This is a genomic window from Microcoleus sp. S13C4, assembly GCF_036700865.1.
In the GTDB taxonomy this organism is placed as follows: Bacteria; Cyanobacteriota; Cyanobacteriia; order Cyanobacteriales; family Microcoleaceae; genus Microcoleus.
The window spans coordinates 136194-148242 of the sequence record NZ_JAUBPS010000003.1 but is presented as its reverse complement, the minus strand read 5'-3'; the positions used below and the strand labels follow the sequence as shown (position 1 = coordinate 148242).

Annotated in this window: 10 protein-coding genes; 6 read left to right on the top strand and 4 right to left on the bottom strand. The window is 47.0% G+C overall.

The annotated features are described in order from the left end of the window. Both rlmB and QT996_RS02915 read left to right on the top strand, forming a co-directional pair. Nucleotides 1-951, top strand: a 951-nt coding sequence (gene rlmB / locus QT996_RS02920) for a 23S rRNA (guanosine(2251)-2'-O)-methyltransferase RlmB (RefSeq protein ID WP_333044389.1), incomplete at its 5' end; no start/stop codon positions are given. 295 nt (nt 952-1246) lie between these two features. Continuing rightward, nucleotides 1247-1525, top strand: coding sequence for a DUF1816 domain-containing protein (locus QT996_RS02915; protein ID WP_333044387.1), 279 nt, complete (start codon nt 1247-1249; stop codon nt 1523-1525). Nucleotides 1526-1653: 128 nt separating this feature from the next. Here the strand turns inward: QT996_RS02915 and QT996_RS02910 are convergent, their stop codons facing one another. Then, a complete protein-coding gene (locus QT996_RS02910; protein WP_333044386.1) occupies nt 1654-2490 on the bottom strand; it encodes an alpha/beta hydrolase in 837 nt (278 codons plus the stop codon). Between the two features lie 206 nt (nt 2491-2696). On the opposite strand from QT996_RS02910, the gene QT996_RS02905 reads away from it, so the two are divergent. Together QT996_RS02905 and QT996_RS02900 are read left to right on the top strand one after the other, a co-directional pair. Beyond that, nucleotides 2697-4295: a hypothetical protein gene (locus QT996_RS02905; protein ID WP_333044385.1), complete on the top strand. Its 1599-nt coding sequence runs from the start codon at nt 2697-2699 to the stop codon at nt 4293-4295. A gap of 120 nt (nt 4296-4415) precedes the next feature. Next, a complete protein-coding gene (locus QT996_RS02900) occupies nt 4416-4988 on the top strand; it encodes a DUF981 domain-containing protein (protein ID WP_333044384.1) in 573 nt (190 codons plus the stop codon). 50 nt (nt 4989-5038) lie between these two features. Here the strand turns inward: QT996_RS02900 and QT996_RS02895 are convergent, their stop codons facing one another. Beyond that, nucleotides 5039-6340, bottom strand: coding sequence for a serine hydrolase (locus QT996_RS02895; protein ID WP_333044382.1), 1302 nt, complete (start codon nt 6338-6340; stop codon nt 5039-5041). Between the two features lie 206 nt (nt 6341-6546). Further along, complete coding sequence (locus QT996_RS02890) at nt 6547-7002, bottom strand: helix-turn-helix domain-containing protein (RefSeq protein ID WP_333044446.1); 456 nt, start codon at nt 7000-7002, stop codon at nt 6547-6549. Between the two features lie 1102 nt (nt 7003-8104). Between QT996_RS02890 and gatA the strand changes: the two genes are divergently transcribed. Together gatA and QT996_RS02880 are read left to right on the top strand one after the other, a co-directional pair. Next, entirely contained in the window at nt 8105-9565 is a 1461-nt protein-coding gene (gene gatA, locus QT996_RS02885; protein WP_333044443.1) for an Asp-tRNA(Asn)/Glu-tRNA(Gln) amidotransferase subunit GatA, read from the top strand. Nucleotides 9566-9686: 121 nt separating this feature from the next. After that, nucleotides 9687-10745: an alpha/beta fold hydrolase gene (locus QT996_RS02880; protein ID WP_333044381.1), complete on the top strand. Its 1059-nt coding sequence runs from the start codon at nt 9687-9689 to the stop codon at nt 10743-10745. Nucleotides 10746-10847: 102 nt separating this feature from the next. Here QT996_RS02880 and QT996_RS02875 read toward each other — a convergent pair whose 3' ends face one another. After that, nucleotides 10848-11552, bottom strand: coding sequence for a pentapeptide repeat-containing protein (locus tag QT996_RS02875; protein WP_333044379.1), 705 nt, complete (start codon nt 11550-11552; stop codon nt 10848-10850). Nucleotides 11553-12049: the final 497 nt, after the last annotated feature.

The following is a 12049-nucleotide window of genomic DNA, read 5'->3' as shown; positions in this document are numbered from 1 at the left end:
CGCAACAATTTCCGAGACAGAAACAGAGACAGCAGCCCGCAGGAATCCAGGGGCAATTATTACAAAGACAGAGACAAAGACAATAGCCCCCAAGAATTCCGGGGCAACCATTTCAGAGACAGAGACAAAGACAGAGACACTCGCCCTGTTGACACTGCCTCAAATACAGTCGTGCAACCAGACGCAGACACAGACGACATGATTTACGGCCGCCATGCGGTGCAAGCAGCTTTAGAAACAAACCAAGTCCTCAACCGGATCTGGGTTGTTCCCCACCTGCGCTACGATCCCCGCTTTCACAGCTTGCTAACCGAAGCCAAAGCCAACGGCAGCATCATTGACGAAGTTGACGATTTGCGCCTCGACTACATCACGCGCAAAGCAAACCACCAAGGCGTAGCGGCTCAAGTATCAGCCTACGAATACCTGGATTTGAGCGAACTGATCGCGAAGGCTAAGTCGGCTTGCGAAGATCCAGTAATTGTGGTAGCCGAAGGACTCAACGACCCGCACAATCTAGGGGCGATCATTCGCACCGCAGAAGCATTGGGATCTCAGGGCATGGTGATTCCCCAGCGGCGGGCTGTTGGGATTACCTCGGCAGTGAGAAAAGTGGCAGCAGGGGCATTGGAAAGCCTGCCCGTGGCGAGGGTTGTCAATCTTAACCGGGCGCTGGAAGAACTCAAAGAGGCTGGATTCTGGATTTATGGCACTGCAGCAGGCGTCGGTCAATCTATAGAGACAGTCAAGTTCTCCGGGCCCACTGTTTTAGTGGTGGGTGGTGAAGCTGACGGTTTGAGCCTTTTGATACAGCGCGGCTGTGACGGATTAGTTTCAATTCCTTTAAGGGGCCAAACTCCTAGCCTGAATGTCTCGGTAGCAACGGGGATGGCTTTATACGAAATTTACCGCCAGCGCGGACCCAAAAAGTTTCACGTACACGGCTCCTAAAGGTGGTTGAAAAAAAGAGTACAACAGAGTAGCTTATTGTGAATGCGGCCCAGAATAGAGTGGCACCACACCCGGAACAAGTAAGGATAGCCGATCGACTCTCGTTACTTGTTCAGGCGAAAGTAGAAGGGGCCTTGCCCCTAGGTTCAAACAGGAATTCGACACCAATCTATTTAGAGATCAGCTTTAAATAGGTTTGGACGGTTCTTGGCAGCAGTCAGCCACGTGTAAATAACAAAAGCCTAGGCGTGTTCGCAGCACCCTGAAAACACCATCAAATACATTAGAAAAGCAGATGAAAGAATTCTTGATTACCTTACTCAACTTTTTCGGATTGGCTTGGTGGGTTGAAGTTAAAACTTCAGCGCCGCGGTGCATTTACTATTTTGGCCCGTTCTTAACCGATGGAGAGGCGGAAGCTGCAAAAGCAGGATATGTAGAAGACATAGAAAATGAAGGGGCAGAAGGTGTTAGTGTTTCGATTTACCGCTGCAAACCAATTACTTTGACTGTTGCAGAAGATTTGGGAAAGCTTGGTGATGGAGGGCTGTGGCCGGTTTTGAGCGGTCAGTAGAAGCAGGGGATTTTTGAGTTGTGAGAGGGCTACGCTTCCCTCACAACGTTGTGCGGTTTTGAGTTGTGAGTTGTAACTTCAAAACTCTTGATTGTTGGGTGATAAATTGCTTGTGACCAACTCCAAACTCAACACTCGCAATTGCCAACTGCTTCGGGGTGACTCTCAATCCAGTGATCGATGTCTGCGAGTACCCGATCGGGAATTTCCCAAGGGAACAAGTGGGCTGTATTGGGATAGCACTGCCACTGACAATCGTGGAGGTGGCGGGCGGTTTCTAAACTCGACTCTGAGGTGATGTGCCGATCGGCCTCTCCGGCCAACACCAAGCTGGGACATTGAATGTCGCCGAGGTGGAGCAGTCGGTTGTATCCAGCCCTCAGAGCGGTATTTAACGCCTTGGTGGCCGTGTTGGAAGTCTTGAGGTAGGCGGGGGTGCCTGCCTGTGCTAAGTAGCGGTAAGGGGTGGCTGTATGCTGCTGTATCAAGTAGCGAAAGAGCGATCGCCTCGCAAAAGTATCAATATTCCACTGCCAACCGGGTATCGCCCAATTGATAATTCCGGCTAAACCGGTGTAAAGGTTATCTTGCCAAGAGATGGGAGGGTGACTTCCTCGCGGTTTGGCTGCGGATGCGAGTACAATCAAACCGGTGACTCGCTGGGGATATTTCATGGCTAATTCCAGGGCTAAAATCCCTCCCAAAGACCATCCGATCACCAAACACCGATCGATCCCCCATCGATCTAAAAGTGCTTCTAAATCGAGGAGGTGATCGGTCATTTCAAAGGCAGTTGAGGTGCGGCTGTTGCCGTATCCGCGCAAGTCAGGGGCGATCGTCTGGAACCGCTTTGATAAGTGTTCTGTGAAGACGGACATACAATCGCCGGAACCTGGATGGCCGTGCAAGCAGAGGATGGGAAACCCTTTGCCTTTGACGGAAACGCTGAGTTTTGTGTGTGGCATTTTCTGATTACGCGATCGAACGAATTAAATAAAATTGAAAAATCTTAAAACTCCTCAAAAAATATTAATTATTAATACATCTTATTTCTCGAATTACTTGATTTGAATTTAATTATATCTAACTTGCCTGTGTTGTCAAGAAATAACGTTTTTGCCTAAAGTAAGGTGAATTGGAAAAAAACCGATCAATACCTGAGAAGGAGAATATGGCTAACTATGATATTTTGGACGAAAATTACTACCTCACAAAATATCCCTTTGTTCAACAAGCTATCGATCAAGGAATTATCAGTTCTGGCAAAGAACACTTTGAAAAGTTTGGTCAAAAACTCGGTTTCACGGAAGTGTCGCGATATTACGATGAAAGTTACTATCTCGCCAACAATCCCGCAGTCGCGGCCGCTGTCAGTTCCGGAGCTTTTGCATCAGGCTTAGATCACTTTATTCAGTTTGGCTGGGAACAAGGTCTTGTCAATACATCGCCTGACTACGATGAATCATTTTATTTAAAGCGATACCCCGTACTTGCTCCCTTTGTGCAGAACCAAACTTTCAAATCGGGTTTTGAGCACTTTATCAAATTCGGAGCCCAAGAAAGCCTTTATGCGAGTACTTTTTTTGAACCCGAATATTTGCTGAAAAACCCGGATGTAGCAGCAGCAGTCCAAGCAGGAGTTTTCAAAACAGGTGGAGAACATTACCGAAAATTTGGACAATTTGAGCCAAGTCGCTCTGCAACCTTTGTCGGTACTACAGCCAGTGACGTTGTAGCTGGATTTGGCGTAGGGAAAGTTGAAATCACCGGCGTTCAACTATCTTTAGATGCAGCAGGCAATCGAGTTTATGAAAAAAACAACTATTATCTCGATCAAGATACCTTAATTAGCAGTCAAGGCTCTGATACTTTTGTGCTTGGTGTTGGGGATTTTTCCCATACCAATGATCCTATTTTCTACAGGGGTTTTGGAAACATACCTGTTATTATTAAAAATTTTGACCCGCAAGCTGATTCGATCCAACTCGCAGGAACGCGAGGAGGGTATCAATTCTCGTCTGGAGAGAATGGCAGCAATTCTTATATTCTTCTAGGCAATGGTAGAGGTATCGAAAGAGTCGCTCAAATTGAGGGAAATGCCAATATTCCCTTTCTAGCAAATCGAGGTCGCGGTATTTTGATTTTTAGTATAAATAGTGTATTGGATAACTTTTCGGAATTTGAATATTTGCAAAAAAATCCCGATGTTGCTGCGGCTGTGAAAGCAGGAAATTTCTCTTCAGGTCTCGATCATTATACAAAATTTGGACAATTTGAACCGAATCGCTCTGCCACTTTTGTTGGAACTAATGGAAATGATATTGTCACTGCTTTTGGCAATGGAAAAACGGAAATTACTGGAGTTGATTTAGATACAAGTTTTACTTTTGGCGGAGCCGGCCGTTATTTTAGTAATGGTAGCAATGAATTTGATACCCTGATTGGCAGCCAAGGGGCTGATACTTTTATGTTGGCTTATGATTTTACCTCGCCACCACCGTCTCAGATGATTCCCAGCGCGCAAGAATTATATAGAGGGCCAGGGGAGGCTCGCATTCGCGGATTCAACCCCACGCAGGGTGATGTACTCAGGTTAGCAGGTCAACTCAGTGACTATCAAATATCTCCGGTAGGTGCAGATTTAGTCATCTCCAAACCAGAAGATACAATTGCAATTATTGAAGGAGGTGCTAATTTAAATCTGCGACAACTGACTTTTCCTGCTCCTAATTTTTATTCGAGTGCGAAGTCTACTTTCTTGCTGGGTTAGTTAATAGACATCTCCCAAAAAGCAGGTCAAGAACAGTCTCTCCGGCCTGTTCCACAAGAATTATGGGAGATGTACAATAGATGTAATTCACCTTTATGAGTGACGGAGGTCGGCAAATAAATGTTTATTAACTACATCAGTTTGATGCTGATCAATATGGTGGCAGGGTTATTTATCCTCGCCTACTATGTCTATTCCGGTATCGACGGCGCCGATCGAACACGGTGGATTCCCGGGTTTGGCATGAGTGGCGCGATCGCCCTGACAACAGGCTTGCACATGATCTTCACTTGGTCACTTCCAGGCAGCTTCAACATTGCCTTCGGGGAAATGTCAGTTTTGTTCGGTATCGTCTTCCTCGGTGCTGCTGTCGCCCTAGCTCAAAATTGGGAGTTGCTAACAGTTACGATTTACGCCTTTTTCGCAGGTGCGGCTGCTATTTTGATCGGTTTGCGGATTATCAATCTCGGTCTAACCACGCAGCCAATACTATCAGGTATGGGCTTCATCCTGTCGGGACTCGGTGGCGTCTGCGCGACGCCTGCGCTGTTGATGCCAACTAATCGCACTCTGCGACTGATTGGGGCGATCGTTCTAATAGCAGCGGGTCTAATCTGGGCTTTGACGGCGTGCATGGTATATTGGGAGCATCTCGCTAAATTCTCGAATTGGGTGCCCTACCCCATGCGCTGAAACCTGGCAACTTACCGCGAGCCAAAATAAGTCGTTTTCGCAATATTCTCTTAAAATCCGGGATTCCGGCTAATGTAATCGGCAATTTTAGAAATAGACTGGCGCATTTGTAAATCGCCGCTGCTGGTGTCAATCACAGTCATTACATAGGCCTCGTCGTCAATACTCATCGCTAAAGTTGTGCCGAGCACCAGGGAATTTTGGCCTGTTTTTTCGCCCAACCACTGAGCTTTAGTTCCTTGCAAGGCGGCAAATCCCAGAGCGTGATCGTACTGGCGGTTGAGAGTTTCTATTAATAGTTTAGCACCAGGTGTTTCGCCGTTGTAAATTTGCACCATCATTTCGGTGAGTTCGTTAGCAGTCAGGCGGTTGGGGCCAGAACCGGGGTTGGCGGGCATAATCTTTTCCCCCATTAATTTGAAGTTAACGCGGGTGACTTGGTAGCCGCGATTATCTAAAAATTGATTGATGTAATCGGATCCCAAATAATCGATCAGTTGATTTGTGGCGGTATTGCTGCTGCGATCGATCATTTCTTCTAACAGTAGCTGTAGCGGGTAATTTTTAGGGGACAAAATCTGCGTAGATGAGTCTTCGGTGAAATTACCCGAATTGACAAATACTTCCTGGTTGAGACTAATTTTTTCTTTTTCGACTTTTTGCATCAGGGCGACAGCAATCGGCAATTTAATTAAGCTGGCCGGACTGACAGGAGGCACATCGCCCCGCAAGTGTACGCACTCTCTAGAAAGGTTGCAAACACCGATCGAAGCTTGAGCCGACAAACCGCTTTCCCGGGCAACCGCAGCCAAGAAATTAGATTTTGCTTGCTGGACTTGAAAGGTTGCTGCTGTTAAATTTTCCCGATATTCTTGAGTTTTTGAGGCAGCGAGGGAAGCTAAAAATGAATTTTGAGGAACTTCCTGCAAGTTGTTGAGGGCCTGGTTCCACAAAAATTGAGTTTGCTGCGAAGATTCGATCGACTTATTTTGCGGCCGTTTAGTTTCTACGGCTCGGTTGGCTAAACGGACTGCTTGTTGTAAGTTGTCGTTAGCCCTCTGTTCTACTAATATTTGAGCTTCCACCGCTTGCAACTGCTGTAGCAGTTGTTCTTGAGGATTGGCGGCAACGGGAACTAAGCGCGAGAGCAGGGTTGGTTCTGGGGAGGGAGAGGGGGGTTGTTCTAATTCGGTGACGAGCCGATCGCGAATTTTGTAGAGTTCGTCTAGGGAACGCGGGTTAGATGATTGAGAGAATGAACTTGCGATAGTTAACATCTGAACCAGTCCGATGCCGGCTACTACTGCCGCCATCTTGTTGGCGATCGACAAAAAACGCCTGATCTCTGGCATATTTAACATCCTCAACACAACCAAATTCTATATAAGCAGCTATTGTTACATCAGTCAAACGCTTTGAGAGTTTAGATAGGAGAACAAATCTAAAATCTAAAATCTAAAATCTAAAATAGTTTGATCGCGCCAATGTGGCAAAATAACCAAAATAAAGGGAGCGATCGCACCAAAGCAATCAACCCCCTCTAAATATTGCGAACTATCTACTTTTTGCGTCGCCGTCGCCAGTCAGCACCCAACCGTTTCAGGTAATCCCAGCCGCGTTGGGGCCAGACATGATCGCTACCGATTTTTTCGGCAATCCAGCGAGCTACTTTGGGGCCGGTCCAGTCTCCGCCGTCGGGGGCAGGGCCTTGCAGCGCTTGTCGCAGTTCTTCTTGCTCTTCAGGATTCAGCAAGGATTTGGCAGGAGGGGGCTGGCGGTCTCCGCTGCGATTTCTCACAGAGTTAGGCCCTTCTCGGTTGTAGCGCTGGACAATTTCTTTGGCATAGTCGTAGTTGAGGCCTACGACTTGGGCTGCTTGTTTGATAGTCCAATTTCTGGAAACTAACAGCAGCAAGTGCCAGCGGCGCGACTCTGTGGTGTTTTGTGCCTGCCGGTAGCGAATTTTGAGTTCCTCTGCCGTCAGGTGGGATTCTAAGTGAGCTTTAGGTGGCATTCCTCCAACGGGGCATCGGGAACTTCTTACCATATATCTTTGGTTTTGGGGATAATTCCGGATGAAATTATTTTCCTGGGGATCGTGGTGGCAAATAAGTAGCTTTTTTTACCCCCGATGCACGCAGCTAGTCGCACTTGAGGAAGGACTGCTGGTTTTTTGCAGGTGCGCGCAACAAAAGACCTCGGCGTGGGGGTGAGCGTTTCGAGCTTTTTTGTCAGCCCCAGATTTCTGACAGGCTTGTTGACCTCTGGCACAATGGGCGTGTATCAGAAAAGGTCGATCACTATTTTCTTCGATCGCGCAGCCGCCATTAATTCACTCGGATGACTGATAACTTTCAGTAATTTGTGGCTAAAAAAGTGTTCTTCATAATTGGGTTATAATTATTAGGGAATCTGCAGCCGTAATCTAATATTTTATTTGTCATGATTTTCTGTTTTCAGTTGACATTTTTAAAATAATAAAGAGGCGAATGAGCTCGTAAAAAGTCAGATTCCGAGGCTTAAACTTATGTCTTAAAAAAATATTAAATCTCACAAAAGGGGTAATTTATTCTCAGAAAATGTTTTAATATTATCTGAATATTTTTTCTTGAATAAAGCACTGACAATTTGGGTTTAGTTGATTTTTTATGCCATTTTTTATATCATAAAGCCTGGGTTGCGTCCAAGAGAATCTGGGTTCTAATATTTTATAATTTAGATTACAGAATTGGGAATGACTGATTTCATAAGGAGTGGGATCTTGCATACACCTTCTTGGAGGCAGAACCTAATTATGTAGGAGCAGCATTGCACATTTTACCCCTTACTCATATAAATCTCGCGTCAAACCACTTTTTGCATCAGTCCTGATACAGTTGCATTCTTGGTTTGTTAAAAGATTAGGTAAAAAACTCGATCGCTATTTTGTGTTCGGTGGGATTTGGGGAATTTAATCTATTGTAGATAAAATGACCGCTCGCGCGTTAGCGGAGTCCTCTTTGAGGCTCGAACTTTCGCCACAAAAATAGCCGACTTTGCCTTCGGGCTGTAAGCAGGTACAATTGCCAGCTATATTAACTGTATTGTCTCAAAGTAGAAATGATAAAGGTACGAGCATGGCATCCATCCGCGAGTTGCACCGACAACTGGTCAATAAAGAACGCTCTGCTGTGGAAATTACTCAAGAAGCATTAGACCGAATTACCCAGCTAGAGCCGAAGTTGAAAAGCTTTCTGTGCGTTACGGCAGACAGCGCATTGGCGCAGGCCCATAAAGTGGATGCCCAAATCGCAGCCGGAGAGCAAATTGGCCTGTTGGCCGGCATTCCGATCGCCGTTAAAGATAATATGTGTACCGAGGGCGTTCCTACAACCTGCGCCTCTCGGATTTTGGAGAATTTTGTTCCTCCCTACGATGCAACCGTCGTCTCCAAACTCCAAGCAGCCGGTGCGGTGATTGTGGGTAAGGCGAATATGGACGAGTTTGCAATGGGGAGCTCGACAGAAACTTCTGCCTATCAAGTTACCGCGAATCCTTGGGACTTGGAGCGCGTGCCCGGAGGGTCTTCTGGTGGTTCTGCCGCAGCGGTAGCCGCTGGAGAATGCGTCGTGAGTTTGGGTTCGGATACTGGCGGCTCAATCCGCCAACCTGCTGCTTTTTGCGGGTTGGTGGGGCTGAAACCGACTTATGGGTTGGTTTCTCGCTACGGTTTGGTGGCTTATGCTTCTTCTCTTGATCAAATTGGGCCCTTTGGCCGGACTGTTGAGGATTCGGCGATTTTGTTGGGGGCGATCGCCGGTTATGATCCGAGAGATTCCACGAGTCTTAATGTCCCAATTCCTGACTACGCTCAAGCTTTAAGACCCAGTTTGCGGCCGAAGGGTCAGATTAGAATTGGTGTAATTAAAGAAACTTTTGGTGTGGGGTTGGAATCGGGGGTTAAAGACGCTGTTACTAAGGCGATCGAGCAATTTCAACAATTGGGCGCAGAAATTCAAGTCATTTCTTGTCCCCGGTTCCGCTACGGTTTGCCCACTTACTACATCATTGCTCCCTCGGAAGCTTCGGCAAATTTGGCGCGATATGATGGAGTCAAGTACGGCTTCCGGTCTCCAGACTCTGATAACCTTTTGGATATGTATGCCAAAACTCGCTCTCAAGGGTTCGGTGCGGAAGTTAAACGCCGGATTGCGATCGGCACTTACGTATTGTCGGCTGGATATTACGATGCCTATTATCTGAAAGCTCAAAAAGTTCGGACTTTGATTAAAGAAGACTTTGAAAAAGCTTTTTCTCAAGTTGATGTTTTAGTCTGTCCCACAGCTCCTACTACCGCATTTAAGGCTGGGGAAAAATTTAATGACCCCCTGAGTATGTATTTGTCAGATTTGATGACTATTCCGGTGAATCTTGCTGGTTTGCCAGCTTTGAGTTTGCCCTGCGGATTTGATGATAAAGGACTGCCTGTGGGTATACAACTGATTGGTAATGTTTTGCAAGAATCTCGGCTGTTTCAAGTGGCTCACGCTTACGAACAGTCAACGAATTGGCACTTGCATCACCCGGAATTGGATTAATTTGGGAAAATCGGCGGAATGCTGTGGCGGAAGTTAGTAATCGATCTTGGCTAATTATCTGAATTAATCCTTTGCCATTAGCTGTTGAAAGATATCTAACTTCCCGCGTGCTCTATCTTCTATGAACAAGTTGCTAGTATTCCTTTTGTCTAAAGCGCTAATAGCTTTTGGGATAGTTTTGGCCGTGGCTTATTCTGCTGCTTGTGTATTCCTATTTGTAGCGCAAGGTAAGTTTATCTTTTTTCCCGCGCGCGCGATCGAAACTACGCCAGATGATTTTCAGTTGAAATATCAAGATGTTTGGCTGCCAATTCCAACTAAAACAAACGCGGTGGAAAGCGTGCACGGGTGGTGGATTCCTGCCTCGGAAACCCCCCCCAGCCCGCCCTTAGCAACGGGTGGAGCAAGAAAGGGGGAGGCTGTTCCCTCTGTTAACACCGGAGACTCGGAAACCCCCCCCAGCCCCCCCTTGCCAAGGGGGGGAGCTAGAGGAGTCGGAACGTCCCGGCAAAGTGAGAGACGCGCCGTCGCTCCGGTTCCTCCCCTTAACAAGGGGGGGTTAGGGGGGGTAGTTTTGTATCTGCACGGTAATGCTTCAAATGTGGGAGCAAATGTCGAACACGCTTATCGATTTCATCGATTAGGTGTGTCGGTATTTGTGATTGATTATCGTGGTTATGGAAAAAGCCAGGGCGATTTTCCGAGTGAATCTCAGGTTTATGAGGATGCTCAACTTGCTTGGGATTATTTGGTGAAACAGCGGGGGATTAACCCGAATCAAATTTATATCTACGGTCATTCTTTGGGAGGGGCGATCGCGATCGATCTAGCTGTGCGTCACCCGGAGGCTGCGGGGTTAATCGTAGAAGGCTCTTTTACTTCGACGCGGGCGATGGTTAATTTCCAAAAAGGGCTGTTTTGGATGTTTCCGATCGATTTGTTGCTGACACAGCGGTTTGATTCTCTTTCCAAAGTCGATCGCCTGCAAATGCCTGTGCTCTTTATTCACGGAACTGCTGACAATGTAGTTCCAGTGGAAATGAGCAAAAAAATGTTTGAGGCAGCACCGGAACCCAAACAGCTTTACATAGTTCCTGATGGAGGTCACACTAATGTGGCACAGATCGGGGGCGCAGAATATCTGCAAATACTGAGCCAATTTTTAGGTTATTCAAAGTAGATAAAAGCTATTGGCGGTAACAGGTTAAGTTTGATATCTGTACCGCCTACTCGCACTTCTAACAGTACATATTAAACAGAGTAGTGATGGCGATGATACTGCTTAGTAGAACCTTAATACATTTAGCCACCAGTCATTCAAGGCATAGCAGTAATTACAGTAATTGTTCGTGCTGATCGCTGGTTCTTTCTTAACTTCGCAGCCTCGCCGAGAGGTTTTTTGATCGGGCATCCGCGCTCCACAGAGATTCGCATCGGTGAGATTAGCTTTGTTCAATCTCGCATCCCTCAAGTCTGCCGATCTAAGGTCGGCACCGCTGAGATTTGCACCGCTTAAATCGGCTTCTTGGAGGTCGGCACCGCTGAGATTTGCACCGCTTAAATCGGCATTTCTTAGGTCTGTTCTACTTAGTTTAGCGGCGCTCAAATTACTGCATTTTAAGTTAGCCAACTGGAGCGATGCGTCTCGCAGAAAACTCTCGCTGAGGTTGGCATTTTCTAAGTTGGCTCCCCTGATGTCTGCCCTGCTCATGTCGGCTTTGCTGAGGTCGGCGTCGGCCAAAAAGGCGTTTCTCATGTTGGCGTTGTTTAAATTAGCTTCCATTAAGTCAGCCGCAGTCAAGTCGGCATCAACTAAGTCGGCCCTGCTGAGAGTGGCACGGCTCAAGGAAGCGCCAAACAAATCTGCACGGCTCAAGGAAGCGCCAAATAAGTCGCATCCGGGACATCCTCTGGTTTCTAGCAGGCGCTTGACTAGAGACAGATTTTGAGCTTGTAAAGGAAGTGCGGCGCAAAATGGGAGTAGCATTATCGCTGCAGTCAGAATTTTGAGTTTGATTTGGGTCATAGTCTGGGTAAGTCCTGTAACTGCCTTTCATCACCGATTTGTCTGCTGGACTTACGTGCGGGGGACCAAAAACCCGGTTTCCTCGTTAATTCCTCGCTGTTAAACCCAATATTCTCAGCAGAAACTGGGTTGTTTGCGTAAGTCCTAGTCTAGTGGATGGACGCGACTCGACGGTGTAAGGTTCGATCGCCCTCACGGATATTACTTACGCCGTGGGGATGAAAGCCTGCACATCAAGGCTCGCTGGCAGCGAACGGCGAACGGCTGGATTCCCTTAATACCAGGGATTCTGGAGCTGGCGACGGCTGCGACAAGTGACCGACTCCGACAACGGATAAGTATTTGTAATAGATGCAGTTGGATTTTGCTGCCGAGGGCGATCGTTCTCCGTACAGGCGATCGGTAAATAAGCCAATTGGCTTAGACTCTTAAGACATATTGCTGATGCGCTGCCTTCT